Here is a 26,069-nt window from a genome sequence, read left to right on the forward strand (position 1 = left end):
CGGAAGATCTCGGCATCAAGCTCGAGAACGTCACGCTCAACATGCTCGGTCGCGCCAAGAAGGTGATGATCGACAAGGAGAACACCACGATCGTCAACGGCGCCGGCAAGAAGGCCGACATCGAGGCCCGCGTGGCCCAGATCAAGGCGCAGATCGAGGAGACCACCTCGGACTACGACCGTGAGAAGCTCCAGGAGCGTCTCGCCAAGCTCGCGGGCGGCGTCGCGGTGATCCGCGTCGGCGGCGCGACCGAGGTCGAGGTGAAGGAGCGCAAGGATCGCGTTGACGACGCGATGCATGCGACCCGCGCCGCGGTCGAGGAAGGCATCGTCCCGGGCGGCGGCGTCGCCCTGCTCCGGGCCTCCGAGCAGCTCAAAGGCCTGCGCACCAAGAACGACGACCAGAAAACCGGCGTCGAGATCGTGCGAAAAGCGCTGTCCTGGCCGGCCCGCCAGATCGCGATCAACGCCGGTGAAGACGGTTCGGTCATCGTCGGCAAGATCCTCGAGAAGGATCAGTACGCCTACGGCTTCGACTCGCAGACCGGCGAGTACGGCAACCTCGTCTCCAAGGGCATCATCGACCCGACCAAGGTCGTGCGCACCGCTATCCAGAATGCCTCCTCCGTGGCGGCGCTCTTGATCACCACGGAAGCGATGGTCGCCGAGCTGCCCAAGAAGGGCGGCGCCGGCCCGGCGATGCCCCCGGGCGGCGGCATGGGAGGCATGGACTTCTGATCCAGCCGCGAAGAAAACGAGAATTACAGAACCCCGGCACCAATGCCGGGGTTTTTCTTTGACGCCGTATTGTGTCCCCTTGTTTTCCGGTGCGCTTAGCCCAAGCCCCAACTTCATACGGAAGTTGAAAAAGCCGGTGTAGATATGCCGATCCCGGCAACAGCAGCAAATGTCGCGAATGGCCAGAAGCAGAACGTCTCAGCAAAATTCGGTCTTTGAGGTTCTTCCTACAGAAGTGCCAAAGCGGCCTTCTCCGCATCGTGCGGAAATATCCAGGCGGCGGCCGACATCCATTCCCGCATCCTCTCCTCCAGTTCCAGAGGATCCCCGGCCGCGGATCGGTAGAACTTGCCGGCCAGGCGCGAGGCGGCTTACACGCGGCTGGTCCGCTGTAATCTCAGCTCCTGATAAGCCTTCAGACGCGCTGGGATCTTCGCGCTTGGCGTGCTCCAGCAGAACGGCGAGCGCGAAGCCATCCTCGATGGCTTGCCCGGCGCCTTGCCCGAAATGCGGCATCATCGGGTGGGCGGCGTCACCGAGCAGCGTCACATGCCCGCGCTACCAATACCGCAATGGCGGCCGATCGTAGATGCCCTGCGCTGGCGCTGCTGGGAGACCGAAGGAGGCACGCGCCGCTGCCGCGGCTGGCCTTGACCGTCCTTCTTGCCGACGATCACGAGCGGTTGCTGCGGAAGGTCGTGCATGAAGCCCGTGAGCGGTTCATCTGCTGCACCAACAAGGTCGGCGCCACCATGGTGCCTGGCCTCCTCAACCCGGCCGAAATCGCGGGTCGCCGGTCTGGCAGATGTAGTTATGGATCGCCTGCCCGATTTTCGCATCCGCCAGGTCCCGGAGGACGCAAAGGAGGATCGTTATGGTCGTAAGGCGTTGCTGGCCGTCGACCACGTCGGTTTGTGAGCGCTCCATTACTCCGATACATAGGTCGCCACGACACTGTCGGAGCTATCCCGAAGCTCACTCAAAGCGAGCCGTGGAGCTCGATAATGGTCCAAAAGCGAACATTGCATGCGAAGACCGGGTCTGGTGTGCAGAAAGTTGCGCGGCACTGATCAGTCTTCGAGCTGATCCTCGAATTTTTCCAAAAGGCATGTGGCGAGACTGGGCCCTTCCAGATGCAGTCCAAGTTCGTCGAGAGGATCATGGGACGAGCCGGTTTGAGAACCCCAGTTCATGCTGCTCACGACCGCATCATCGGTATCCCATAGAAGGCATTTTGCGTGGACTTGCGGACCCTGGACTCCAATTAGATCAACGCCGTCGAGCCTTTCGCGATGGGCCGCGACATGCCGTCGTTTAACTGGTCCGGACCGGCGCGAGTAGTAAACGCGGAGATCTCCGAGCCGGCGCCCCGATCATGGAAACTGCCGACGTCTTTCGCTTAACGCCCAGGGAGCGCGATGCTGAGTTCTTCCGCTCGACGATCCAGATCGCATCGCAAACGCGGAGCCTGCCCGATCCCCGGCTGCTTGTGAGGGGCACATCCTGGCTGAACCATTATCGATGCGTCGGTTTTACGTGCTTCGAACGAAAGCTGATGTGTGGAAAGTCATACCCTGCGCACAGTCGGTCTGGATCAAGCGCGTGGTTTGATAGCGGACGGCATGGATTGTCACCGCAGCAATGGCGACGTCAGTTAAGAGAAACCGCAGGCGGTCATTCCGAAACAGAACTGCAATTTGTGCCGGCCGTCATGGATAGCGGGGGGCCGGCGCCCCCCGCTTTCGATGCCGGCACACTCGCCAGCCGGCACGCAGCCGGCTATCCGCCGCAGATTTGGCCACCGACGCCGCGACCGCCGGCCGACGCATCCGCGCCTTCACAGAAGGCGTCAATCACCACCAGCCTGAAGGCCCAACTCACTGCATCCTTTGCGTCGTGATTGTCGATAAATGCTGCCCGTTGGGATTCCTGTAACGATTGGCGAGGCTTTGTAACAATGAAGCCATCTGGTCCGGATCTGATCGAACAGTAAATTCTCCATAGTTAGGGTCGAAAACCGTGGTCCTTCCATTCGAGGCCGACGTCGCCACTGTGTGTGCGCCGCCTTCGGCGAAATACAAGCTGAGCAAATGGTTCGATCCATCTTCGTTGATTTCGTTCACCATGCGCTTGACGTTCGAAGACTTGCCGAATGCGAATCTCTTCTCTTCTCCAGCCGGTTCCAAGCCTGCGTGCTCCAAAATGGTATTTTGTGCCTGAAGGTCGGCCTGAGAAGATCCTGCTCCCCTGCTCCGCAACTGATCCTTGAGATTTTGATATTGCTGCTGCCGTTCAGCCGCTGAGGCGTGCGTTTGCGAGCCGGGTGTGAGCGCACTCATTCGGGTTGATGGGCTGTTGTTAAGATTGCGGAACCACTCCGCAGTCAGCCCAACGCAAATGCCGTCCACATTCGCATCACGCAGGTCGGCCGTTCTGTATTCAAACAAGGAAGTGGCCGGACTCTCTGGAGAGGATGTACTGGGGTCGGAGGCGCTAGAAGTTCGAACGTTTGCATCCGAGGTATGTGGTTTGCTGCAGCAGGCCCCCATCTTGTCAGGCAACTCCCCCGGTTGTGAGCTCCACTGAGGCGCGAGATCTGCAAGTGTTTCCGTAAAACTGCCGCTATCCACCGACTGACTCGGTTCGTCAGCTTGTCTAGTGCGTGTGGATGAGCCACTGATTCGATCATACACGACGATTCACCTTTCTGTGCTGCGCTAGTCTCTACGCATCAATTCGGGCTGCTTAGGCCCCGCTGCGAGGATACCCATGCAAGCTGATGGCGAGCTGACGGGCAGCTGTTGTCCAGCTTAGAAAGCGTTCCTTTGTCGGACTTCTGACAATGTCTGATGCGGCGCGGCGTAGCGCTCGGATTCCGGAACGACATTGACAGGCTATCGCTGCGATGCCCTCGCGGCACGCCGCCGAGCGCCCACAGGGCGTTCTGCAAGCCCTCGGCCAGAGCGACGAAGCTTTCGCCGCCGAGCACGACATGGGCGTGCTCGAAGCTGGAGAACGCCAGCCGGAAGCGACAGAGCCGGTGATCGAGCGCCTCATACGCGCATGCTGCACCGGGTGATGGCGGAAGAACACTTTCCCGCGCCGTGGGGGCGGTTGATCGAGGCCATGGCAGCCATCCGCGCGCAGTACTGCCAGACCTCGACCAGGCGCTACCGCAGCGACGCTGCGGGGGAGGCCAGCGTGCGCCGGCCTGAACGCGTGGGAGGCAGCGGCGTGCGCGCGCTGCCGTCGGTCCGATCCGATGCAACGCCGCAGCCCGATGCGACGGATGAAGCGAGCATGAGCGACGCCGCCTGAGCCGGCGCAAGGACGACCATCTGGACATCGTGCCGGTCGGCGACGGAACCATCGCCGATGGCGGCATAATCGCTTAATGGGTTTGGATAATCGTTGGCGCTTCGGCGCGAATGGGTTGATGTCGGGGCTGGCGTCATCTTCCATCCGAGGTCTTGAGCGCCTCATGATGATTTCCAGATCGGCGCCGCAGTGAGTGCGGACAAACCGCCACCGGCGTCAATCGGCGTCGGACGGGGTCTCGGCGTCGACGCGAAGTTCGCTGGTCGACAGGGCGACGACGGCCGTGATCTTCTTGGCGTCGAACAAGACGGGCGCCCCCGTGGTCGGCGTCAATTGGACGAGAGCACCCCTGCGAAGGCGGGAAGGTTAGCAGCGATGTTGCGCGAATAATCTTTTCATTGTCTTAACCTCCAAATCATTATCTCGCCGGTTGCCGGCGAAAAAGGCCTACTTCAAAGCGGTCTCGATCAAATTGGCCAGCCTGGCTCCCGCCAGGGCGGCCCGCGCTCGGGCCACGTTCTTGGCGTCGGTCTCGTACTCGCGCGTCAGGAGGGACGGGTTCTTTCCCATACTGACCGGCGGCGCGTACGCGAACTGCTTTGCCAGATCGGCGCAATCCAAACTTGAGCTTTTGAGCCGTCCGCCGTCACATCAACGATGGTGAACGAGTTCCCGAACGAATTCCGCCATGATAGGCATCGGACAGCGAACTAATGGTTTCTATTCGCGATAACTGGCCGGCGCATCCCAGTGAGCCACTTTGATTGTGGGTTGGTCCTAGCTCATGAACACCTACTCCTTCCGCGCATTATCTCGTCATGAGGGCAGATGAGCATCTAGGAAAGGCCGAACACTACCGACCGCCAAGGGAGCTACTGAGGATGGATCCAACCGCTACCATCTAAGCGGATGGAACATACTCTGGTGTGCTCTGGAACTACCTGACTTGGTAGCTGCCCAAGCCACGAAGCCGGTGTTAAGTAGGCTTGAGCGAGGGGGCCGATCGAACTCCGTGGATGCTGTGCAGAGCCTCCAGTTCGGTCCGAGGTCGTCCGCTTGTTTTCACGCTCTCTAAAGCGGTCGGGGCGCTGCTTGGCAGATGGAATGGATATGCAACAGCTGAGCCCGCTCCCGAATGGTGATCGACCGGCCGGCCATTTTCGGAACACCGCTTACGTGCTCAATAAGAGCAGTCACTATTTCGATGCAGCTCACGCGGCCGGCCTCACGGTCGAGCGACGTTCCACGACAGGCGGGCCTTTGTTTTGGGCGCCGGTCCACTGTTCGACTTCGAAGGCAACTCCGAATCGTAAAGGCGAGCATCCTCGGCGCGTCCGCACGGTAGGATGAATATTCCTGGAGAGCGCACTGATGCCGACTGGGATATGCACTCAATGTCGGCCAGGTATCCAGAAAAATGCTTCAACGTCGGTGCATTGGTGCGATGGCTTGGCAACTTCGTCCACCAAAATGGTGTTGCCGCCCGAACGCGCGGCTTCATCAGGCGCGGGCCCGGATCGCCGCACAGCATCGAAGTGCTGGTCTCTCCTGTGCAGCTACCCGTCTTGGAATCCAAAACCAATCAAACAAAACCTCAGTATTGAGGTACTGGGACAAAATTGAGGGGGAATAATGTCTGACGCTGCGTTAGATCGCACACCGAATGTCACGGGCACCAAGACCTTTAGCATAAACTATGGATTGTTCGCGTTCGCGATTGTTGCGCTGACGATCCTCTACATCTGCGCGCGCCTGTATCAGCAGGCGTTTGGTTTCTCCATGGGGCTCGATGCGAGTTCACCAGAATTTGGCGAATACTGGATGACGCTCTTCAAGATCGAATTACCGGTCTTGTACGGCGCGGGCGCGCTCTGCTGGACCTATCTCTTCCTGACGCGTGACAAGAACATTGAGGCCATCACGCCCGAGGTCGAGTTGCGCAGTTACTTTTATCTGACCATGTGGCTCGTCGTGTACAGCTTCTGCATCTTCTGGACAGGCAGCTTCTTCGCCGACGGAGATGGAGTCTGGCATCAGACGACCCTCAGAGACACGCCGTTTACTCCCAGTCACATAATTCTGTTCTATGCGACCATTCCAATCTATCTCTTCTTTGGCGTAGGCAGCTTTGTTTACGCAATGACCCGCATTCCGGCCTTCTGTAGGGGGGTCTCGCTCATGCATGTCTTCGCCGTAGTGGGGCCTTTCCTCATTTTGCCGAATCTCGGTTTCAACGAATGGGGGCACGCTTACTGGCTCACCGAGGAAATCTTCTCCCACCCGCTGCATTGGGGTTTCGTGGTTCTCGGATGGTGCGCACTCGCGCTGGCGGGCGTCCTGATGCAGATCGTCGGACGATTTAGAGAACTCGTTCCGATAGTATTCAAGCAGGATGCAGCGAGCGCGTGACGAACGCACGTCTGCTGCACGTTGGAAAATCGCGGTGCGGAAAGCCGTGCGACAACAATACAAGCCAACAGCCTTTCCGGACAGTGATCCCAGTCCGGAAAGAGCAGGTAAACCCTAGGGAGAGGAGTCACCTCAAATTACCGACATAGATGCAGTGGCGATTCCGAAAAGGAAAGCTGGCCCCAAGGATGAGACGGTCATTTCTGTCTCCGGTCTACCCCCCAAGGCGGCAAGATACTCGCGCATATTCGACTTCTTGGTCGTGGCGGCGGTGGTGCCCCTCTTTGCGGGAGCATTCCATCTGCACGTGATGCTCACGGTCGGTGATTGGGACATGTATGTCGACTGGAAAGACCGGCAATATTGGCCCCTTGTCGCGCCCATCTCCATGATCATGTTTCCTGCTGCTCTGCAGGCGATCTTCTGGGTCAACTTCCGTTTGCCCATCGGCGCGACGGTGGGCGCGACAGTGTTGCTGATCACCACGTGGCTCGGACGTTACGCGAATTGGTGGATATGGACAGGCTTCCCGTTCACGGAAGGCGTGCCGTCACAGGTGATCGCGGGCGCATTGTTGATGGATATGGCCTTAATCGTCCTTCGCAATAGCCTGTTCACATCCATCTTCGCGGGCTTTGCGTTCGGATTCGTATTCTGGCCATCGAACTATTCCGCTTTGGCTCCATTCTATCTCCCAGTCGAGCACCAAGGAATGGTCGCGTCGTTGGCCGACATGATCGGTTACACATTTCCGCGTTCGAACATGCCTGAGTATCTGCGTATCATCGAGCGCGGTACGCTCCGGACTTTCGGTAGCTCGGTTAGTTGGGTGTCGGCGGCGTTCGCAGGCTTCATCTGCATATTCATGCACCAACTTTGGTGGCAGCTTGGGCGTTTTGCGTCCCAGACGACGTTCCTCAAGAACGGCGATGTCGTCAAATCCTTCATGGGTATGAAAAGCAGGCCAGCGTCCTAAGCGAATAAGCACAGGGAACACGAGTATGTTGGCGAAACTTATAAAACTCACTGCCGGTTGGGTTGTTGCCTTCACTGCCGGAGTGTCTAGCGCCGCCGCTCATGGCGAACGTGCTCAGGAGCCATACTTGAGGACCCGGACGGTACAGTTCTACGATGTCCACTTCTCCAAAACTGACGTGAAGGTGAACGAGCGGTTCGAGCTAACGGGAAAATTCAGGCTGATGGAGGACTGGCCGGACGCAGTTACTCCGCCGGATATTGTTTTCGTATCGAGCGTATCGCCGGGGCCAACAATTGCCAGGGTGGAAACATACCTCAACGGTGAGCCAGCGAGGCAGTCTTTCGCAAAGCTGGAACTTGGCCGCGACTACGATTTTCGAATGGTTCTTGAGGGGCGCACACCGGGCAGCAGCCACATCCATCCCTCGATCTCGATCAAGGGATCTGGCCCTCTGGTGGGACCGGGTCAGTGGATAAACATCTCGGGTGATGCGCATTCGTTCGCGTTTCCGATCAAGACTATGACTGGTCTGCAGATCGACGACTTGCAGACGTTCGGGCTGACTAACGCGGTCGGATGGCATGTGGCCTGGCTGGCCGTGGCTGCGGCTTGGTTGTTGTTCTGGTTGGTTCGTCCGCTGTTTTTGCCTCGATGGCTCGTTCTGCAGAAGGGCAGGGAGGATTTGTTGGTTTCGTTGAGGGACACCGGGGTCGGGATCATTGTGGCGGCGGTCGTTCTCGTCATGGTCTTCGGCGGCTACGTCCGAGCCAATCAGGAATATCCATATAATGTGCCCCTCCAGAGCGGGTTGAATAAGGTCGCGCCGCGCCCGGCAACCCCTGCTGACGCAGAGGTCAAGGTCATATCGGCCACCTATGACGTGCCGGGCCGTTCGATGAGGTTAGCGACCAGGATAACGAACAAAGGGTCAGAACCTCTTTCAATCGGCGAGCTTACGACCGCAAACATCCGCTTCCTCAATCAGGAGGTCCCGGCAGCAGTAGCCAATGTAGATCCGACCTACCCAAGGGATCTCGTCGCACGCACAGGGCTTGAGCTCAGTAGTAATACGCCGATAAATCCCGGTGAGACGAGAGAGGTCCTCATCGAGGCAACGGACGCCGTGTGGGAATTGGAGCGCCTTGTCAGCTTCCTCACCGACGTCGACTCCAAGTTCGGTGGGTTGTTGCTCCTCTACACTCCGAATGGGAAACGCGTCATCGCGGAGATGGGCGGACCAATCGTGCCCGTATTCACCGAACTTAAGTAAGCTTGAGTGCGCGAATGTTGCGACGAGGTCAGTGGTGGACGACCGCGAGCGGAAGAGGGGCGTTCCCGGCCGTCCTTGTGATGGCGCTCGGCGCTCTCTTTGTTCTTGCCGCTGTCCGCGAAGGTCATGCGCACGGAGCTGTGTCCATGGAGGCTGACCAATGCAAGCTGAAAGTGGACAGCTACTTCATGCATTTTACTGGCTATCAGCCGCAGAGCTCGAGAGCCGAATTTTGTGAGGACATACCGGAGGTCGGGCGAACGATCATCGTTCTCGATTTCGTCGACGAGTTCCTTCGAGACATCCCGGTAAGCGTGAACCTGGCTAGAGATGACGGCGTACAAAGGATGGAAATGACAGACACATCATCCAGCATCCTCTACATTCCACCAAGAAAGTATCCGAACGGAACGATAAAGATCGAGGTCAATTTCGAGAAAGCCGGCAGATACGTCGGCATGGTGGCGATCGAGGGTCGTGAGCGAAGCGTGGCAAACTTTCCATTCGATGTGGGGCGAGGCTGGAGTCTGATACGTCTTCTGGCGTGGTGCCTGGTCATAGTGTCAGGCGCCGTGGGAACGTTTCTGTGGGCACGGCGGCGATACTCGATCGGGCGGGAGCTATCCTCGGCGAACCACAGGCAAAGGCGGGTTGCTTCGATGAAAAGGTTCGTGCTCGTCCTGATGGCCGTGCTGATCGTAATGCCAAGCGCGGTACTCGCTCATGCGCATCTCATTCGATCGACGCCGCAAGATGGCAGCGAAATTGCAGCTCCGATCGACCCGATGGTCCTGTACTTCACTGAAGCGCTCGAACAGCGGCTCATCAATGTCGCCCTTTCTCGCGATAATAAATCCGTATCAGGGCTTTCGCAGCCCGTGCTAAGCGGCAACGGGCGAATCGTGAATGTTTCGTTACCTCATCTATCTGCTGGGCTCTATACCGTCAGTTGGAGCGTTGTCTCGATTGATGGGCATCGCACGGAAGGCAAGTTTAAATTTCTCTACCGAGAACCTTGATGGAAACGGTCCTCTCACTTGCGCGAGGGTCTGCTTTCGCCTCCACGGCAGCTTTTGGCGGATTCTGCTGGGGTTTGGCACTGTGGCGCGAGGGTCTTGAAAGCGGCACTCGGTCGCGCTTCACGACGATAGCTTCCATCGCTGCGTCCGTAGGACTCGTCCTCGGTCTCTTGTATTCAACGGCTCGGATCGGCGCCGTCCTTGGCAAGCCGGTCTTAGCTGTCAGCTCCAACGACGTGCTCTTCATTATGTTGGACACGCGGTTCGGGAGAGCTCAGGTCGCGGCGCTTGGGTTTTTGCTAGTCGGATTTGTGAGCTTGCGACCTCTTCATAAGCCAAGTCTTGCCGCGAGTTCCAGCGGGCTATCGCTGCTGGTGGGATTGTTCTCGAGTCACTCGGCGGCTGGCGGCACTATAGCAGACCTCGCGATCAACATGATCCATGTTGCTGTGGCGGCGCTCTGGTTCGGAGGACTGTCAACCCTCGTTGTCGCGATGGCTCGCCAGGCAGCGGAGAGGCCCGAAAGTAAATCTAGGCTCCTGAGCAGTTTTTCGACGGTCGCGCTGCCGCTCATGTTGCTCGTGGTCGCAACCGGAGTAGCTCTAGCAATCGAAAACGTGGGGACCTGGCCGGGTTTAGTGGCGACCGAATATGGCTGGCTCCTGACGGGAAAGTTCGCCTGCATCGGCCCGGTCCTGATCTGCGCGGCGTTTATCAGACAAAGGCTATTGCCGTTGCTAAAGACCGAAGGGGCAACTCAGCCACTCGCGATGGTCTTGAAGATCGAGCTAGCCTTCGCATTTTTGGTCACGTTACTTGCGGGCTGCCTGTCTCAGGCCATTCCATCGAGACACGTCGAGATAGTCTGGCCGCTTTCGTTCCGTCTGGATCCAGCCGTCGCTTGGGCGACGGTACCGGGAAGTAACGTTCTGGCCATTGGCGGCTGCATTGCTCTGTTGATTGGGAGTATCGCCGCATTTGAGCTCGGCCGTATGGGAAGATGGCGGTGGGCGACGATCGCGGCTGTTGCTGGACCTGGCGTCGCGGGGGCTGTCGCGCTGCCCGGGTTATCAGTCCCCGCGTATCCTTCGACCTACTCAACGGTTTCGGTGCCGTATGACGCCGAAGCGATTGCCCGGGGGCAGGACGTATTCGCTGCTCATTGCGTAGCTTGCCACGGCCTGAGGGGTAGAGGAGACGGCCCGTTGGCAAATGATTTGAAGCCGCCGCCCGCCGATCTCACTGCTCCGCACACGAGAGACCATACGATGGGAGACATGTACTGGTGGGTGAGCCATGGCTTCCCATCCTCGGCGATGCCGGGCTTTGCCGAAAGTCTGTCGGAGTTGGACAGGTGGCGAGTGGTCGAGTACGTGATGGCTCTATCGCTTGGCTATGGAGCAAGAGTTCTTGGTCCCGAAATATCGGCGGGGCAGCCGTGGCTTCACGCGATCGACTTTCCGACGTGCCGCGGCGTTGACCCGAGAGAGAAGTTCAAAGATAGGAGCGATGGGCGCTCAAAACTTGTGTTGATCTTCCGAGATGGCATCCGAACGCAGCGCCTAGATCAGTTGACGCAACACGCGCGCGCCATCGAGCAAGCAGGCGGAATCATCATCGCGGTGATGCCGTCTCCCTCCGAGGAGTTCCCATCTCCAAGTGAGTCAGGAAATCCCTGCATCGTGTTCGACATAGACCATCGCATTGCCGCTGCGTGGAATCTCTATCGGCGCACAATGGCGAACCCCGGCTTCGATGACAACGATTCGCCTCCAGCGATAATCGAGTTTCTTATCGATAGATTCGGATTCGTGCGCGCACGCTGGCGTTCGGACGAGACGGAGGGATTGGCATCGCATTCGCAACTGGTCGACGCAATTACGCAGCTCCAAGCCGAACCGGAGATCAACAAGAGAGGCGTTCATGACCATTAGCGTCCGGGCCACTCTTGCCCTCACTGCTGTCTGGCTCCCGCTGATCGCACTCGCGATCAATGCTCTCGCCGAGCGCAGTGCCCCTCGCGAGTTTCAATCGATCATTTGTCGCGGCGACAGGTCTAGTGCCAGCAAGATCGCAGGCCGGGACGAGCCATGATCATAGTAGCGAGCAGATTCTGCGTCGACAAGCAGGCGGTAGCTCTTTTGAGGCGCTCGGGTTGGGGATCGGTGGCGGCAGAAGAGCATCTCATCTCGCCGTCCCGCATCAGCCCCCGAGTGATCGTGGCTAGCGCTGCCGGCATTCAGCGGAATGATCTTGATCCAGACCAGTTGAGCCCAGCTCCAAAAGCGGCAATTGCGGGAAACGTTTCGCTGACCACCTTTCCCGCGAACATAAAGTGGTAAGCGCTAAAACGCGGATTACAGAGGGCGCCATGATGCCTTGGAAACCCACGATGTTGAAGGCGAGTGCAAGGGCATTGCTGTCGCCGATTGCCGGTGTTGCTGTCCTGGCTTTTCTTAACAGTACCGCCTTCAGCCATGAGTTGGAGGTCGGAACACTACTGATCCAGCATCCCTGGGTGGCTGCAAAGGATACGACCAATACCGCGACGACAGCTTATGTGATCGAAATTCAGAACAGGGGCACAGGGCCAGATCGGTTGCTCGGGGCGTCGCTTTCGGGCGAGAAGGGGATCTTGCAGGAAGCCGATGCAGGCGCACGGCCAACTAAGTTCGCCACCCATGAGCATGGTTTTCAAATAGAACCTGGCGGTTTCGTTCGTCTTCAACCCGGTGGCGCGCGGATTCTGTTTGAAGGACTTCACGGCGCACTAAAGGAAGGAGAGATGGTCAAAGGGACGTTGGAATTCGAAAAGGCGGGCACCATAGAAATCGAATTCACGATCGAGCCGGCAGGCTTGGCTGAAGAGGATGATACGCCAATGCATCATCACACTCACCACTAAAAGTGCCAGGAGAAGGGCGAAGCATGGACGCCGTCTGAGGCAGGTTGTGGGACATCGAACCATGAGCGCGATGGGCATTTGGGAACGTCCCATCCGGGCGCGGCTGGTCGGTGGCGAAGGTTCGCGATCGACGCGAGCCTGATCAAAGCGGATGCTAATCGGCAGAAGGGCATCGAAGGCAAAAAGGGGCTTCTACCGGAGGCCGCGGGTCTAGCAATCGAAGACTACCTTACCGTTCTTGACGATGCCGCGTTCGGTGCTGCGACAAAGGTCACTCCGAAGTTCGTGTCGCCCTCCGATCCGGCGACGCGCTGGACGGGAGCGCACGGCGGACAAGCCTACTTTGCGTATTCGACAAGCTACTTGGTTGACGTCGAGAACACCATCATTGTCGATGTCGAAGCGACCACAATCCGCTAGGCGGAAGTGTTGGCCGCCAAGCGCATGATCCAACGCTCGCTCGAACGATTCGACCTTTATCCGAGCCGGCGTCTCGGCGACACCGCCTATGGCTCCGCCGCGATGCCAGGGTGGTTGGTCTACGAGCACGGGATCGAGCCGCACATGACCGTCTTCGATAAGAAGGCACGCACCGACGGGACCTTCTCGCGCGAGGACTTCACCTATGACCATGTCGGGGACCTCTATTGCGCCCCGATGGCAAAACCCTCACCACCACAGGGACGCCAGTGAACGATGACGCGACGATCCTCTAGCGTGCAAGGAAGCACGATTGTCAAGCATGCTCAAAAAGAGGTGTTGCCCCAGGGCTCGGAAAGTGCCGCGCTCGATCTACGAGGGCGCTCGCGACATGGCGCGCGAGATCGCAAGATCATGGGAGGGTCACACTTCGCACCGGCGCCGGAAGAAGATCGAGATGTTGTTCGCGCACCTCAAGCGAATTCTCAAGCTCGAATCGCTTGAGACTAAGGGGTCCGAACAGCGCGCGTGATGGGTTCACCCTGGCAACCACTATTCAGAACCTTCGTAAGATGGCCAAGCTGATCCCGATGCCGGCGCTGACGCCCGCGTGAGCCCCACCAAGCCAACTCGACCGTGGAATAGCGGGCGTTCACCACGAAATTACTGCCGACTTTTTCAACGGAATCGGACAACAGCAGAAGTCGTCTGACTACCTCACTATGTTGACCAACTTCGCCGTCATGCGGACAGACAGTGCTGCGTGTGCATGCCTTGCATCGATGCAAACGACGGGGAGTTCAACCCTACCAAGCTCGCGCCAAAGCCAGCTTGCCATCGTGCCCATCTCAAAGCTGATACGCTCCGCCAATGGCGCGTGCTTTGCGAAGCAGTTTGGACAGATCGCCGGGATCAAGCTTTCGCATGTGGCGGACTCGGCACGCCTTGTCAGGCTTCCAAGCGGAGTGTCGTGCATTAATGCTGTCTGCGCAAATCCTGCGGACGTCAGTCGAAAAGTGCAGAATGCCTGCGTAGCTAGGGGCCTTCTTCGCAGCGGATAGCCAGAAAGACGATGATACACTATTGGGTTTGCACGAGATGTTGCGAGAGCCCGCCGCCAGCACTCGCTGTGTTGTTGACGCAGTCCCGAACTGTTCTCCCTACTTATGATTCAGATGACAGCGGCGTTCAATCTTATGTAACCAAACGAAACTAGGGGTTTCGCGAACGATCAGCAATTTCGCCAGCTGACTTGAGCGCTGATCAAAATCCTTGTGTCGTTTGTTCGCGCATGCACCGATTGGAAATCTGATGCCCGCCCCTAGAATTGTGAAACAGCTTGTATCAAAAGGTCTTCGTCGGCTTCGACCAGCCCTACGTACCCAGATCGCGCTGCTAGGAATCGTAGGTGTGCTTGTCACAGGAGCGACTTGCATTGCCGGACTGAATTACCTTGCGAAGGGACAGAACGAAGTAACCGAGAGCGCTAATCTTCGCGCTCACCTGACGTTCCTTTCAGAAGCCTTTCTTGAATCGCAACAGCTAGCGCTGGAGTTTCTGCGCAAGCATAACGAAGCCCTGATCGCGCAACACGCCCAAGGCATCAAGAACGAGCTGGCGCACCTCGAGCAGATCGAGAAGCAGGTCACTTCCTTGTCGGAGGGCGATCCCCTGAGAGACGTGACGTTCCTTCGCGCCGGGATCAACCTTTACGCAACTCGTTTCAACAATGTCGTTTCCGCGCAGCGTGTGCTCGGGCTTACGGAGAATGACGGACTCCAAGGTAAGCTCCGCGAAGCCGTGCATCAGGCAGAAACTCGGCTTGCGCATGTCAACGAGCCGCACCTGACGGTGTTGATGTTGATGATGCGACGGCACGAAAAGGATTTCATGTTGCGGCACGAGGAGAAATACGGCGATGAGCTGGAAAAGCGGGTTGCCGAATTCGAGGCCGCGCTTGCGGCCTCAGAGTTTTCTTCGGATGCTAAGGCCGAGTTGAAGAATCTTATTGCGTCTTATCGATCGAGCTTTCTGGCGTACCTTGTATCGCAACAGGCGCTGGATGACGAGGTTGACGATCTCGTCCAGATCTACGGCCGGAATCGCCCCCTCCTGTTGAAGGCGATTGCAGCCGCAGACGCTCGCGCTGTCTCTGCGGAAGAGCATGCGTCGCGCCTCAGAGCGATATTGAGCTGGGCAATTGGGCTGGCCACTCTCACAATCGGCTTCGCTGCTGTGCTTATCGGGCAGCGGCTGGCCAAGCTGATTACCCGCATGAGCGCAGCAATGCGCCAACTGGCGGCTGGGCAATTCGACGTCACGCTGCCCGGCCTTGGCCGTTCAGACGAGATCGGCGATATGGCGCAGGCCATGGAAACATTTAAGGTCAGGTCACGGGAAAAGGTGCAAGCGGAGCTTGCGGCGAATCAGGAACAGGATCGCTTGGTCGGGATGCGACGCAAGGCGGAGCTTGGAGAGCTTGCCAGCACGTTTGAACACGCCGTGAGCGGCGTCATCGATACGATGTCATCCGCCTCGACCGAGCTGGAGGTTTCCGCTCGCGAGCTGACGGATACGGCCCACGTTACTCAGGAGATATCTGACAACGTTGCGTCGGCCTCGGAGGAAGCGTCAGCCAATGTTCAGCTTGTTGCTGCCGCAACGGAAGAGATGATGGCATCCGCTTCCGAGATCGGCCGGCAGGTCGAGCAATCTACAGAGATCGCCAAGGGGGCCGTGCGCCAGGCCGAAGAAACGGATCGGCGGATGAAGCGCCTTTCGGCTGCGGCACTAAAAGTCGGTGGTGTGGTTGAGCTAATCGCAGCGATAGCCAGGCAAACCAACCTCTTGGCGCTTAACGCAACGATCGAAGCCGCGCGTGCGGGCGATGCGGGCCGTGGGTTTGCCGTTGTGGCGCACGAGGTGAAGTCGTTAGCAACCCAGACGGCGAACGCGACCTCCGAAATTGGAGAGCAGATTGCCGGCATTCAGACAGCGACACTGGAATCGGTCAGCGCCATCACAAACATCGGAAATAGTATTAGCAGGATCTCACAAATCGCGTCGGCGGTTGCCGCTGCGATTGATCAGCAGGGCGCGGTAACCAAGGATATTGCCCAGAATATCCAGCGTGCGGCCGAAATGTCGACAGCGGTCGCGGGCAACATCCGCCAGGTCGCCCAGAAAGCGTCCATCACAGGCGCATCATCGTCGCAGGTGCTGACATTTGCCAATGTGCTTGCCCGAACCAGCCATCGCCTCAAAGTCGAAGTCGATGACTTTCTCGCCGGGATCAGGTCATGATTATCTGCAGGCGAGGTAGAGAGGAGCGATGCAGGGTGTCCCGACGGTATCGTCCGGAGCAGTGAGAGGCGTTCGATGACTGAGCCGGACCAGACCAGTGAACATCTAACGCAGTATCTGCGGCAATTAACGCCTCGGGCGCGCGCCCGCCTGCTCGCCGAGCTGGAACGGCTGCTTCTGTTGGGCGAGGACATTCCACATTCGAAGCCTCTCATCGCGGCGCTGCGCGCCGAGTTGCACGACACCGGGGAGAGCCACTCCCGGATTGGCAATCGGTTACGCTATTTCTACGAGCCGCTGGAGCCGGTGCTGGTGGACGCCCCGCCAGAGCGCGCCAACAGCGGGCAGATTGCGTGCGGATCGCTTGCGCCGATCTGGAACCTCGTGGCCGAACAGCTGCTGCCGAGCATGGCCCGGGAGTACATGGCAACCGCGCAGAAGGTCATGGTTGTCAATTGCCAAGCCGAGGCGCGGCGGATCGCGGCAGCATTCCAAAAGAAGGTCGTGATCTACCTCAACCAAATTCTCGAAACCGACGATGGCCTCACCGCTGTGCGCACCGGGCTTGAGGCCTATACGAGTTCGCGCGCCACGTTCAATGACCTGATCAAGATGATTCGGGTGATGCACGCCCGCCAGGAGCTTGCTGAATTCGCCCGCGCGCTTCCACTCAAGATAGCCGATCTGGAGGGCAGGTCGCTCGCCAAGGTGTTCGATCTCTTGAATGTGCTTCATGCAAAGCGCGTCGAAGCCGTGCCGTTCGCGCTCACGATCATCGCGAGGCGGCTGGAAACGCCGTGGCAGCTGGTCCACCTCGCGACAAAGCTCGCCGCGAGCAGGGCCGCGCCGGAGATCGCAGCGACCCCCTATGCGGTTGCGGTCCCGATGGTGCTCGATCAGATGGACGAGCAACACCTGATGATAACCTACGCATTCACGCATAATCGGATTGCGCGGGCGAAGGAGATCCTCACCGAAATTTATGGGATCGAGGAAGCCGTGAGAGGGCGCATCGAGCTCGATGGCTCGGATTGGGGGAAGCGGCTGCACATTGATGGTGGCGGTGGAGACCGCGGTCGATGCCGAAATCAACAGCATTCCCACCGACCGCCGGCATCTCACGCACATCCTAGAATCCGCCAAGCCGCGCCCAGACCTTTCCTTGGGCGGACGTCTGGGTCGCATGATCAGAAAGGGCCGCGGCACATTGCAGAGGCTTGCTGTCGAACAGCGTTGGCGTAGCAATTGACGGAAAGAGCCCGCGCAGTTGATGCAGGTGGCGAGATTAGCTTCCGTCTCGGGCAGGAACACCGACTCGGTGATCTCGGGTTCGAGCCGCTTGGGCGACAAGTCCGAATTGCGGCACATGTGCCTCGTTACGCTGGAAATAGCGTACCTTGCTACAAACAGCACGAATGCTGCGCCAAACTTGCTCGGTTCGAAGGCGATCGGCCCACAGACGGCGACCGGCTATTTGCCATTAACTAAGATCAATACATCAAATCCGGATACACTATCCTTCAGCAAGACCTAACGGAGGCTAGAGGTCTCATGCGCAGCCTTCTGTTTATCGGTGTGCTTGCGCTTCCCATGCTCGTCGGCTTTGGATCTCCTTCGACCGCCGCTCCGCGGGGTCGTTCATACATCCCCCCGACACGGCACGACGTTTATTGCCTGCAGGGACGTACCTGGGGATATCCGGGCAATTGCCAGTTCTCGACCTATGATCAGTGCATTGCCACCGCATCCGGCACCTACGCCTATTGCGGTATGAATCCAATCTACGCGTTCCAGCGACAAGGAGCACAATTGCGCTGATGTGTGATCGTCAAGCGTGATCGAGACATCAGTCGGAATATTGCTCATATTGATGGACCTGCCGTGCAAAGTTGAGAGACGTTGGACTTCCGCCTGACCGGAAGTCCCCTGTGCAAGTACGCTCGCGATGCAGTCTCTTCAGGTGCACCAAGACGCGAAGCAACAACGATTGGGAAGTAGTGGCTCATCGGCGTCACGCGCAGTCGGGCGTCGCTCTTTAATTCAATTCAAGAAAAACGACGCGAAAACTCAAACAGAAATCTGCTTGTTGCGTTCTTGTCAGCTTCTTCCTCCATGGTGCCTCTCGACTGTTCGACTTTGGGTAGTTTTCCACGTGGCGCTCCTGACGCGAAATATACGCTACGTTAGCCGCAAGAGAATGAGGGAGATTTCCAAATGTTGGATGCCCCTACCGCTGCGCTCTTAAGGGTGGTCCTCGAAGACGTCTGCAAGAATCTTTCCCGGTACGATACCGGCGCTCGCACCCATGTCGCCTCGAAGATTCTGGAAGCCGCGAGCACAGGTGAAATAAGACCTGACCGGCTCAAACAGATCGGTCGTGATGGTCTCTCCAAAGCTCCCACAATGTAGCGATAGGCTCGCCGAGTAGGATGTTGTCACTGACGTGCCATGGGGCCGGTCCTGCAGCGGACGATCCGTGATGGGAATTCCGCTCGACATCGAGACCTCAGATCGATCGCTATCGACGAGTGGTCCGATCACTAAACAGCCTCATCGACCAGTAAAGCGCTGCGGTTTGGTCTCGTAGTCGTTCACTTCTTTGCCGTCATTTCTGGCCTTACTCTTTCAGCTCGTTCGTCGTTTCCCAATGCAACGCAGCATCAGCGCCGGTAGAGCAGGATGGCGAAGCCGGACCGCTGCCCGAATTCCTCAGTGATGAGGAGGAGCCGGATGTCGCGGATGACGACGATCGACAGCAGCTCGGCGCCGCTGAATGACGTCTGATGGCGGGACGGTTTCGGCCGTCCGGCACGCATGTGGGACCGGTGTGCAGCACCGGTCCCATTTTCATTGGCAGCGGCACTGAGAGGGAGAGGCGGCCGGGAAGCGTTTGAGCCATACTTGGTACGAATTGGACAAACATCAGCCCGTACAGACGCGTGTAACGGACGAAAACTCTGCCAGCAGAATGCGCGACGTTCAAAACGTTCGTTCGAAGTTTTCTGTCATCGTACTGGCGTCGTCAGCATATTTGCGTCGAATTCTTCCGCTGTGCCGAGGATTTCCTGCATCCCGTTGCATGGATGCAATCACGGGTGGCTGCCTTGCAGCAGCCTGTTGTGAGCACAGTATCGGTTTCTTACCAAGAGTCGCGCTAAATTCCCGGCGCGCTAAACCATCAGCTGATATAGGATTGTCAAGATTGGCTACCCGCTGCAATCCACGTCCATCGTTTACAGCGAATTAAGTCAAGCCGGATTTGATGCGGCGCGGGCAGGAAGCTTGGAACTTGGGGATGTGTGATGGGTGCTGTCAGGAAGCAATCCGTGAAATTAGATACGGGGATGTTCGAGGACGTGCCGGTCCTGCGTCGTAAGTGGCATGCTGCGCTCAAGCCCGGCGAAACCCTTCCCCGCTATGAAAATGTGCTGTTGGGCAGCTTGGGGCGGCTCGCCGATCACCTGGTGCTGCTCAAATGTGACAACGACGCATTCGCCGTTTCGCGGACGGGGCGGTACGCGCAGAAGTGGCTCGGCGATGAACGCTGGGACATTCCGATGGACGCGCTGCGCCAGGATTGCGCGACCGTCCTCAGCGAGGCAGCCTCGAACGCGATTGCAAACAACCATCCCTATCTCGCGGCCGCTCATTGCGTCCGCGACGGCATGGTGCGCACGTACGACGTGTTAGCGCTGCCGACTTTGTCGCGCTGGGGCGGCACGCTGGTCGGCGCCTACGTCAACGAGCGCGGCCCGGAATACAATCTACTCGACGCGATCTTTTCCACGACCGATGACGGCGTAATCACGCTCTCGACCATTCGCGATGCGACGGGCCAGCCGTTTGATTTTCAGGTCATGCACCACAATCAAGCGGCACTGAGACTTCTAAACGTGACAGAACGAAGCCTGCTGTGGCAGCGTCTGAGCAGTGGAGCCCATCTGCTCTGTTCGCAAGCGGTCGTAGGGCGGTTGCGAGCTGCGGTTAAGGACGACCGGGGCGACCAGTTCGAGATCGACAGCGATGAACGCAGCCTGCGGTTGGCAATTGCCGCCTTCGGCGGTATCCTCTCCCTGATTATTTCAGACGTCACGCCCTTGAAGCGCCGAGACGCTTCGTTCAGGCTGCTGTTCGACAGCAATCCGATGCCGATGTTGGCGTTAGACGCCGAGACAATGGCCTTTGTGAAAGTTAACGACGCAGCGGTGCAACATTACGGTTACGCCCGCGAGACCTTCCTGCGGATGAGAGTTCACGAGATCTGGCCAAAGGACGAGTGGCTCAGCTATACGCAGGCGCTGCGGGACGTCGGCGATAATTACCAGTCCGAACATCACTCGCGTCACGTGAAAGCCGATGGCAGCGAAATTTGTGTGCTTACCTTCGGGCGACGCCTCGTGCTGGAGGAGCGCGAGGGCTACCTGGTCGCGGTGGTCGACATCACCGAACGGCGTAAGGCCGAGGCCCGCATTGCCCATATGGCGCTCCACGATGGATTGACTAACCTCCCCAACCGCGCGCTCCTTCGGGAGCGGCTATACGAGGCGCTCGAAGGCAGCAATGCCGCCGACAAACGCGTAGCGGTGCTGTGCATCGACCTTGACCTCTTCAAGAACGTCAATGACTCGTTTGGCCATCCTATGGGAGACCGCCTGCTCACGCAGGTCGCCGACCGGCTGCGCTCGCAAGTAGCCGGCAAGAATCTGACGGCACGGCTTGGTGGCGACGAGTTTGCGGTTATCCTGGCTGACGATACCTCACCGAAGGAGGCGAGCGATTTCGCCGCCGGGTTGATCGAGATATTGAGTGCGCCTTATAAGATCGACGGCAATGAGGTGGTGATCGGCGCCTCGATCGGAATTGCGCTCTCACCAGCCGACGGCACGAGCAGCGAGGAACTGATGCGCAACGCCGACATGGCGCTCTATCGCGCCAAAGAAGATGGCCGCGGCACGCAGCGGTTCTTCGAGCGCGAGATGGATCACCAGGTGCAGCGGCGCCGCGAACTGGAGCTCGACCTGCGCCGCGCGTTTGCCAATGGGGATTTCGAACTGCACTACCAGCCGCTGGTCGACGTCGCGCGGGACAAGATCTCAGGTTTTGAGGCGTTGCTGCGCTGGCGCCATCCGGAGAAGGGCATGATCTCGCCGGCGGAGTTCATTCCGGTGGCGGAGGATATCGGACTGATCGCCTCGCTCGGCGAGCGGGTGTTGCGTGAAGCCTGCAATGAGGCGGTGAAGTGGCCTTCCGAAATCAAGGTCGCTGTCAACCTGTCGCCGGCACAATTCCGTAGCCGCAATCTGGTCCAGGTGGTGATCTTAGCCCTGGCCGATTCGGGCTTGCCGCCCAAGCGGCTCGAGCTCGAAATCACCGAGTCGGTGTTCCTCGCGGAGACCGACGCCAATCTCGCGATCCTGCACCAGCTGCGCGAGCTCGGGGTCTCCATCGCCATGGACGATTTTGGAACGGGTTATTCCAGCCTGAGCTACTTGCGCAGCTTTCCGTTCGACAAGATCAAGATCGATCGCTCCTTTGTGAAGGATCTTGCAAAACGTTCCGACTGCGTCGCCATCGTGCGCGCGATCTCGGGCCTCGGGCGTAGCCTCAACATCACCACGACCGCGGAAGGCGTGGAGACCACCGAGCAGCTCGATTGGCTTCGCGCCGAGGGCTGCAACGAGGTGCAAGGATTCTTATTCAGCGGCGCCAGGCCGGCCGCCGAGGTGGCGCAGCTCTTGCGTCGTTTTGGCGCGAGGGCGTCGAGAGCGGCGTGAATCTACGGCCCCACCCACAAGGAGCAGCGGTCTTGCGCTGCCAATCCCCCTCCTGCCCCGATTAGCTGACACCAACTCTCAAGCAGATTACGCGAGCAGCCTCGCGATGGCAGAAAATGCTTATTTTTCTATGTGGTTGACTACCCTCTCCGCCGCACTGCTTCTCCATTGTATCCGGCCGTTCGAAGCGACGATAAAGCATTGAATATGGAGCGACAACGGCTGTTGCGGTTAGTTCCGTGATGTCACCCGTAGTCACCGAGCCAACCTGGTTTCAGACCGTCGGTCGGAGGATGGATTTCACATTGAAGAGCATGGTGCGCAAAGCTCAAGCCGCTCCACGTCGAGGAGCATCATGCGAGTTATGTGCACTATGAACCAGGGATTAGGGCAAGGCTGCATCTCTGTGGTGCATCAATCTGCCGGACCGAGCGTATTAGTTGCCTTATTGCTGCGCTCGACGCACGCCAGTGCTCCGTGCGTATGGAAGCGCGTCCCCATTCAAGTCATATGCACCGATCCCACGAAGCTTAAGAATTGCGGGGTTGTCGACCACGCCGCCAACGGGATAGCCAACCAGATTGGTCCCCTGATGGTTCATGGGCACCTCGAGCAGGGCGTCGAGGAAGAGCCCTGCAACCCCTCGAAAGCGGTGGCGATGTATTTGCGCCGGCCAGACGGTCAATTTGCGCGGTCTTGCGCTTTGGGTTCATTCTGAATGTGCCCTTTGAGCCAAATGAATGATGCGATAATTTGGGTGGGGGCAACAAAATGAAAAACCTACTCTTTACGACGCGCTTGCACAGTTCGAGGCGATAGAAGCAAATCTCGCAGAGCTTGAAAGACTTTGCGACGATGTTGAGAGCTTGATTCCGACCGGGATTTCGTTTCGGTCGGACCCCGCCTATGAAGACAAATGCCGCGCAGCGGCTGCGATTGTCGAGCACATGCCCGCTATGGACGGCTGGCGGCTCAAGCTTGATTTCTTCGATCTGGACGAGATTGCGCAGATCAGGTTTGATTTGGCGGAAATTATGGAGCCCGCCGCCGAAGCGAGTTTTGAGGGCAGCCTACAGGAGCCTTCCCGTCAACTTCGCGAATATCGATTCAGGTTCAACCGCAAGCGCCGCGAACTAATAAGGCACGCCCTTGACGCCGCAATCGATCAAGTCGACCGGATGATCCGGGCGACTCGTCCCGCCATCGAAGCAATGGAACCACGCGCGTCGATCCCCGAGGCCGCACTTGGTGAACTGCGCACCCATTACAAGGAAATCACTACGCTAATGGAAGCAGCTTACCGCGCCCCGATCGCTGGAAAGAAATGGGCCGGCATGTGCATTTCGGGCAGGTTTGTGACTTCGATGACATCGAACGCGTTGACTGGCCGGTTGCCAAGGCGAGCTTACGAAAGAGCCTCTATGCTCAGGATGACCCGATACCCGTAAATGTCGGCGATCTTGAGGAACTGATAGCTAGCAAGCCGTCTGGGCCGATACCGACGAAGCTCAACTGGGCGAAGCTGACCGAAGGAGAGTTCAAACGGCTGATTTTCTCGTTGACTGCAGGCGAGCCGGGGTACGAGACCCCGGAATGGCTAACGCAGACCCGGGCCGCCGACAAGGGGCGGGATCTGTCTGTCACCCGCGTGGCCAAGGATGGACTTTCCGGCCATTTGCGGGCGCGGGTCATTATCCAATGCAAGCACTGGCTGGAGCGCAGCATCTCGCCAACTGATGTTGCTCTCCTCAAGGAGCAGATGGCTCTATGGGAGCCGCCACGCGTCGATGTACTCATCATCGCAACAAGCGGACGCTTTACGACGGACGCGGTGGTGGCCATCGAAAAGCAGGGACAATCGGACCGGGCGCTCAGGATCGAAATGTGGCCGGAGAGTCATCTAGAGATGCTCTTGGCGGCGCGCCCAGCCTTAATCGCCGAGTTTGAACTTCGGTAGCCGCGGACATGAAGTCCTCCGCCGGATCCCAAGCGGCACTCGGCGGTCATTGGGTAGCCGCCTCGCAGAATATAGCGTATGCGGGTAATTTCGTCGAAGAACGCGCGAATCTCGAGCCGCTGGGCTCGATCTGCCACATGGGGAGTCATCGGCTGCTTCTCCGCGAGAAAGGGCCGGGTCTGTTCTTCAAGGTCGGTCATTTGAGTATTCACCCAAAGGAAGGCTCGGAAGGCAGCCCCTATCCGCTGGTCCAACAAGACGGAAGATGGAAAACGACTGATGAGGATCGGGTTTCCGTGCCCGACGGGTAGAGGGGGGCATCGGGTTGGACGTGATTCAAACGTCCAAGCAATTCGCAGTCATCGCGACGAGCGGCGGTGGTGGCGAAGACGGCGGCACGGCAACGGATGCTGACGGCGCAATGGACCTAAGGGTTACGTCCTGATTTAAGAATATTTGAGTTAGTAGCGAACGTGTCGGGTGCGTCGGCGCGGCCTTTCTTTAGTCGTAATTCGCGCACTAGTTTTTTGTTTTTAGAAAATGGAGAACTTAAAGTGGCTATGGGGACAGTGAAGTGGTTCAATCCGACAAAGGGATACGGGTTCATTCAACCTGACAACGGCGGCAAGGACGTGTTTGTTCACATCTCCGCCGTCGAGAGGGCCGGGTTCACCTCACTCGCAGAGGGAGCCAAGGTTAGCTTCGACGTCGTGAACAATCGCGGAAAAGACTCGGCGGAAAACCTAAGAATCGGGTGAGCCTTTCGAACTACGACGCCACGGTTCCAATCCGCCGCTTGGGCCTATCGTCGAATATCCTCTGATTTCCTCGTGGGCCATCCTGCGTTGGTTCGCTGGGTGAGTCGAATGATGGGCGAGGAGGAGGCCGATCGCTATCGAGTCGAAGCCGAGGAATGCCGCCGCTTGGCCGACAGGGCAATTAAACAGCCGGACAGGGAAGCCTGGTTAAGGCTTGCAGCTGATTGGATGAAGCTGGCCGAAGGCGCCGGCATACCCGATGAGCGTAAAGGGTGAGCTTATTGATCAGTGCGTCTGTTTGCCTAGCCAGCAATCTATCAGCGCTGATGCCCCAGGCCGATACCCAGTCGTCCGTGAAGAAGGCGGGAGAGCGCTGATTTAAGCGATCTTTTGGGCAGGGACAGTTTCGGTGAACGCCCGGATAATGGCACGGAGTTCTGCGAGCCACCGCAGGAGCAGGCCGAAGTTGTAGCCGGCGGCGGCGAGGACGGCGTTGACGCGGTCGCCGACGCGGCCTTTGAGATAGTTGCGGTCCATGCGGTGCTCGGCCTTGACGTGGCCGATGACGGGCTCGACAGCCGCGCGACGCTTCATCTCGCTACGGATGGGAGCTGTGACGCGGCGGACCTGACCCGAGATCCAGACCCTGAACCGATGCGGGTGGTTGTGACCGCGATATCCTTTGTCGACGTGGATACGGCGAGCCTCCACCCCGGTGAGCTTCTCCATGTCGGCGATTACGGGACCGAGCGTGTGCCCATCGAAGGGATTGCCATGCAGGGCCTTGGCATGGATCACGAACTGGCCACCCTTCGGAGACGTCACAGGGGTGGCGATGCTGACCTTGCAGCCGAACTCGTGGGGCGCGCGGGCTTTACCCTTGCCGATGCACTCAACCTCCGGAGCATGTAACGCATAGACCTTCGGACCGCGCTGATGCTGATCCTGGCTGGGCACCTGCTGCGCTAAACCGAGCAACGGGCCGAAGCGAGCTTCAAGCACCGTATCGCCATCAATCTTGCGGCTGATGTCGCGGATAATCCGACCAAGCCGTGTCCGCAGGAACTTGAGCTGCCGCCGCGCGCGTTTGAATTGGTGGGCGTGGCTATAGCGGCCGGTCATGATGGCGGCGCGCTTGGCCAGGCGCAGATAGCTCTGGCGCAGCGGCACGTGGTTTCGCTTGGCGAGCCCGACGAGCTTGGTGAGTGCCCTATGCATCA

At 58.5% G+C, this 26,069-nt stretch carries 24 protein-coding genes and 2 pseudogenes; 21 read left to right on the forward strand and 5 right to left on the reverse strand.

The genetic code is table 11. The annotated features are described in order from the left end of the window. Nucleotides 1-737 (forward strand): TCP-1/cpn60 chaperonin family protein (locus OWC48_RS44780; RefSeq protein ID WP_282525752.1); only part of this gene is annotated, 737 nt, incomplete at its 5' end. Between the two features lie 198 nt (nt 738-935). Here OWC48_RS44780 and OWC48_RS44785 read toward each other — a convergent pair. The 3 genes and pseudogenes from OWC48_RS44785 to OWC48_RS44800 all read right to left on the reverse strand — a co-directional run. Further along, nucleotides 936-1,286 (reverse strand): FAD-dependent monooxygenase, encoded by a 351-nt coding sequence (locus OWC48_RS44785; protein ID WP_282525753.1) that lies wholly within the window; start codon nt 1,284-1,286, stop codon nt 936-938. A gap of 1,328 nt (nt 1,287-2,614) precedes the next feature. Further along, nucleotides 2,615-3,184, reverse strand: coding sequence for a YopT-type cysteine protease domain-containing protein (locus OWC48_RS44795; protein ID WP_246800344.1), 570 nt, complete (start codon nt 3,182-3,184; stop codon nt 2,615-2,617). A 425-nt stretch (nt 3,185-3,609) separates the two neighbouring features. Next, nucleotides 3,610-3,792, reverse strand: a pseudogene (locus OWC48_RS44800) (IS21 family transposase); the annotation flags it as partial. An 8-nt stretch (nt 3,793-3,800) separates the two neighbouring features. On the opposite strand from OWC48_RS44800, the gene OWC48_RS44805 reads away from it, so the two are divergent. The 14 genes from OWC48_RS44805 (at nt 3,801) to OWC48_RS44865 (ending at nt 18,769) form a co-directional block, all read left to right on the forward strand. Beyond that, nucleotides 3,801-4,055, forward strand: a complete 255-nt coding sequence (locus OWC48_RS44805; RefSeq protein ID WP_282525771.1) for a hypothetical protein — start codon at nt 3,801-3,803, stop codon at nt 4,053-4,055. A 1,346-nt stretch (nt 4,056-5,401) separates the two neighbouring features. Next, nucleotides 5,402-5,659 carry a hypothetical protein gene (locus OWC48_RS44810; RefSeq protein WP_282525754.1) on the forward strand — a complete coding sequence of 86 codons (258 nt, stop codon included), beginning with the start codon at nt 5,402-5,404 and terminating at the stop codon, nt 5,657-5,659. A 28-nt stretch (nt 5,660-5,687) separates the two neighbouring features. Further along, nucleotides 5,688-6,464 carry a bacterial ammonia monooxygenase, subunit AmoC gene (gene amoC, locus OWC48_RS44815; RefSeq protein ID WP_282525755.1) on the forward strand — a complete coding sequence of 259 codons (777 nt, stop codon included), beginning with the start codon at nt 5,688-5,690 and terminating at the stop codon, nt 6,462-6,464. Between the two features lie 154 nt (nt 6,465-6,618). Then, nucleotides 6,619-7,440 (forward strand): methane monooxygenase/ammonia monooxygenase subunit A, encoded by an 822-nt coding sequence (locus OWC48_RS44820; RefSeq protein ID WP_282525756.1) that lies wholly within the window; start codon nt 6,619-6,621, stop codon nt 7,438-7,440. A 25-nt stretch (nt 7,441-7,465) separates the two neighbouring features. Then, on the forward strand, nt 7,466-8,713 hold the full coding sequence (gene amoB, locus OWC48_RS44825; RefSeq protein WP_282525757.1) for a bacterial ammonia monooxygenase, subunit AmoB: 1,248 nt from the start codon (nt 7,466-7,468) through the stop codon (nt 8,711-8,713). A gap of 146 nt (nt 8,714-8,859) precedes the next feature. Further along, nucleotides 8,860-9,732, forward strand: coding sequence for a copper resistance protein CopC (locus OWC48_RS44830; protein WP_282525758.1), 873 nt, complete (start codon nt 8,860-8,862; stop codon nt 9,730-9,732). Then, entirely contained in the window at nt 9,732-11,666 is a 1,935-nt protein-coding gene (locus OWC48_RS44835; RefSeq protein ID WP_282525759.1) for a CopD family protein, read from the forward strand. Before OWC48_RS44830 ends, OWC48_RS44835 begins: the two co-directional genes overlap by 1 nt. Before the next feature lie 458 nt (nt 11,667-12,124). Further along, nucleotides 12,125-12,637, forward strand: a complete 513-nt coding sequence (locus OWC48_RS44840; protein WP_282525760.1) for a copper chaperone PCu(A)C — start codon at nt 12,125-12,127, stop codon at nt 12,635-12,637. A gap of 78 nt (nt 12,638-12,715) precedes the next feature. Next, nucleotides 12,716-13,057, forward strand: a complete 342-nt coding sequence (locus OWC48_RS47625) for a hypothetical protein (protein ID WP_404979927.1) — start codon at nt 12,716-12,718, stop codon at nt 13,055-13,057. Nucleotides 13,058-13,066: 9 nt separating this feature from the next. After that, nucleotides 13,067-13,330, forward strand: a complete 264-nt coding sequence (locus OWC48_RS47630; protein ID WP_404979928.1) for a hypothetical protein — start codon at nt 13,067-13,069, stop codon at nt 13,328-13,330. A 1,137-nt stretch (nt 13,331-14,467) separates the two neighbouring features. Then, on the forward strand, nt 14,468-16,360 hold the full coding sequence (locus tag OWC48_RS44850) for a methyl-accepting chemotaxis protein (protein ID WP_282525761.1): 1,893 nt from the start codon (nt 14,468-14,470) through the stop codon (nt 16,358-16,360). A gap of 75 nt (nt 16,361-16,435) precedes the next feature. Beyond that, on the forward strand, nt 16,436-17,602 hold the full coding sequence (locus OWC48_RS44855) for a hypothetical protein (RefSeq protein ID WP_282525762.1): 1,167 nt from the start codon (nt 16,436-16,438) through the stop codon (nt 17,600-17,602). A gap of 309 nt (nt 17,603-17,911) precedes the next feature. After that, entirely contained in the window at nt 17,912-18,178 is a 267-nt protein-coding gene (locus OWC48_RS44860) for a DUF3551 domain-containing protein (protein WP_282525763.1), read from the forward strand. A 396-nt stretch (nt 18,179-18,574) separates the two neighbouring features. Continuing rightward, nucleotides 18,575-18,769: a hypothetical protein gene (locus tag OWC48_RS44865; RefSeq protein ID WP_282525764.1), complete on the forward strand. Its 195-nt coding sequence runs from the start codon at nt 18,575-18,577 to the stop codon at nt 18,767-18,769. Nucleotides 18,770-19,020: 251 nt separating this feature from the next. Here OWC48_RS44865 and OWC48_RS44870 read toward each other — a convergent pair whose 3' ends face one another. Further along, nucleotides 19,021-19,176 (reverse strand): hypothetical protein, encoded by a 156-nt coding sequence (locus OWC48_RS44870; RefSeq protein ID WP_282525765.1) that lies wholly within the window; start codon nt 19,174-19,176, stop codon nt 19,021-19,023. Between the two features lie 486 nt (nt 19,177-19,662). Here OWC48_RS44870 and OWC48_RS44875 point away from each other — a divergent pair, with 486 nt between their 5' ends. The 6 genes from OWC48_RS44875 (at nt 19,663) to OWC48_RS44900 (ending at nt 25,125) form a co-directional block, all read left to right on the forward strand. Then, a complete protein-coding gene (locus OWC48_RS44875; protein ID WP_282525766.1) occupies nt 19,663-22,134 on the forward strand; it encodes a bifunctional diguanylate cyclase/phosphodiesterase in 2,472 nt (823 codons plus the stop codon). An 866-nt stretch (nt 22,135-23,000) separates the two neighbouring features. Then, entirely contained in the window at nt 23,001-23,582 is a 582-nt protein-coding gene (locus tag OWC48_RS44880) for a hypothetical protein (RefSeq protein WP_282525767.1), read from the forward strand. Continuing rightward, nucleotides 23,471-24,091: a restriction endonuclease gene (locus OWC48_RS44885; RefSeq protein ID WP_282525770.1), complete on the forward strand. Its 621-nt coding sequence runs from the start codon at nt 23,471-23,473 to the stop codon at nt 24,089-24,091. Before OWC48_RS44880 ends, OWC48_RS44885 begins: the two co-directional genes overlap by 112 nt. A gap of 8 nt (nt 24,092-24,099) precedes the next feature. Continuing rightward, the gene (locus OWC48_RS44890) at nt 24,100-24,402 is read left to right on the forward strand and encodes a hypothetical protein (protein ID WP_282525768.1); all 303 of its coding nucleotides are present in this window, start codon (nt 24,100-24,102) and stop codon (nt 24,400-24,402) included. Between the two features lie 243 nt (nt 24,403-24,645). Beyond that, complete coding sequence (locus OWC48_RS44895) at nt 24,646-24,849, forward strand: cold-shock protein (protein WP_183247692.1); 204 nt, start codon at nt 24,646-24,648, stop codon at nt 24,847-24,849. A gap of 108 nt (nt 24,850-24,957) precedes the next feature. Beyond that, nucleotides 24,958-25,125, forward strand: a complete 168-nt coding sequence (locus OWC48_RS44900; protein WP_282525769.1) for a hypothetical protein — start codon at nt 24,958-24,960, stop codon at nt 25,123-25,125. A 102-nt stretch (nt 25,126-25,227) separates the two neighbouring features. Here OWC48_RS44900 and OWC48_RS44905 read toward each other — a convergent pair. Then, nucleotides 25,228-26,069, reverse strand: a pseudogene (locus tag OWC48_RS44905) (IS5/IS1182 family transposase); the annotation flags it as partial.

It is taken from the genome of Bradyrhizobium sp. Arg816 (assembly GCF_029989365.1).
GTDB lineage: Bacteria > Pseudomonadota > Alphaproteobacteria > Rhizobiales > Xanthobacteraceae > Bradyrhizobium.